We start from the raw sequence: 1,436 nt of genomic DNA, 5'->3' as shown, positions 1-1,436 counted from the left end.
CCCCCGCCCCGATGCTCGACCAGCAGGTGCTGCGGTCGGCGTACTGGCGTGCCGCCCACGACGGCCTGACCGGCCACGGCATCGATGCGTTGTCGGGCCGACTGGTCCCCGCGGACAGGTTGCTCGAACGCCTGCTGACCCGCATCCGGCCGGAACTCGAGGAGCACGGCGACTACACCGCCGCCCGGGCCGCGGTGACCCGGGTCCTGGCGACCGGCAACGGCGCCGCCCGGCAATGCCGGGCGTTGCGGGCGGGTTCGCTTGCCACCGTGCTCGACCTGCTCACCCACACCACCACCGAAGGATGCTGACCCCGGATCGACACCGCCGAAGTTGCACTGGACCCGGCTGCGACACCCCCGCCCGGGTGCTGAAATACGCGAACCCGGGCATGGCGTAGCCGCGCGATCTCCATCCGTGTCCGCGACGGCCAGTGCCGCACCTTCTCCGGAAAGTAGGGGTGTTGTATCGGCGTGAGTTGGCGGCCACGCGCGGTGCGCGATCCAGTCGTGGCATCGAGGGGCACCGTGGCTGACTGCGCAGACGGCAGTGCCCGGGGCGGACAGCGGCTAACTTGAATGAATGAGCAGCTCCGATGGACCGATCGTTCGGACGCTGATCAGTTACGACAAGCCGAACAAGCCTCCCGGACCGATCCACTTGGCCTTCACCGTGGTCCCAGTACTGATCTTGGTGTGTATCTATTACGACTGGTGGCCCTCTCGCTACGGCAGCGCGGGTTGGGCAGATCCTCTGTTGTTTGGTGCAGCGGCGTTGTTGGTTCTCGCCGTCGTCGGGCTGGTGTGGGCAGTGCGGACCTTGTATGTCATCGGCGCGGACCGGCGGTGGTCATGGTGGATCGTGCCTGCACCGGCGGTCGTACTCGTCGCTGTCGCCACGGTGATGCTCGCGCCACGGTCGTCGTTCGACGACACACGTTCCGAGTTCGAGCAGGTAGCGCGCGAGTTATTGGCCGATCCGGAGCCGCTCCACAGCCAACTTGAGATCGGCCGGTTCGATATCCGCACCGCCATGTCGGGCGATGATGGCGTCGTCTACTTCATCAAGGACGGCGGACTGGGACTGACCGTGAGCAGCGGGTGGGCGTACTCCCCGAACGGTACCCCTGCCGGATTCGACGATTTCACCGCAACTCACATCGGCGGGCCATGGTACGAATTCATTTCGGTCTGGCGGACCTAACCGACCACTCTGTCCCACAGGGGGATCGGCGGATTCTGGCGGTCATCGCAACAGCAGTCGTTCCATCTCTTCGATGGGTGTGCGAAATTCTAGCCGTTTCCGGGGGCGCTCATTGAGTTGCCGTGAGACCCACTCCAGGTCCGCTTTCGAGTGCACACTCAGGTCCGAACCTTTGGGGAAGTACTGACGGAGAATGCCGTTCGTATTCTCGTTGGTCCCGCGCTGCCAGGGTG

3 protein-coding genes are annotated in these 1,436 nt (G+C 65.2%); 2 read left to right on the top strand and 1 reads right to left on the bottom strand.

Annotation, left to right across the window (positions count from 1 at the left end; translation table 11 throughout):
• Both AC1D1G_RS45170 and AC1D1G_RS45165 read left to right on the top strand, forming a co-directional pair.
• The coding region (locus tag AC1D1G_RS45170) for a glutamate-cysteine ligase family protein (RefSeq protein ID WP_477956934.1) at positions 1–311 on the top strand (311 nt) is incomplete at its 5' end.
• Between the two features lie 349 nt (positions 312–660).
• Entirely contained in the window at positions 661–1,203 is a 543-nt protein-coding gene (locus AC1D1G_RS45165) for a DUF1109 domain-containing protein (RefSeq protein ID WP_477956933.1), read from the top strand.
• A gap of 42 nt (positions 1,204–1,245) precedes the next feature.
• On the opposite strand, the gene AC1D1G_RS45160 is transcribed toward AC1D1G_RS45165, so the two are convergent.
• On the bottom strand, positions 1,246–1,436 hold a 191-nt coding region (locus AC1D1G_RS45160; protein WP_477956932.1), incomplete at its 5' end, for a transposase.

The organism is Rhodococcus sp. P3_B8, assembly GCF_056402775.1.
Note: the sequence above shows the minus strand (reverse complement) of the source record. Positions and strands in the feature narration are given on the sequence as shown.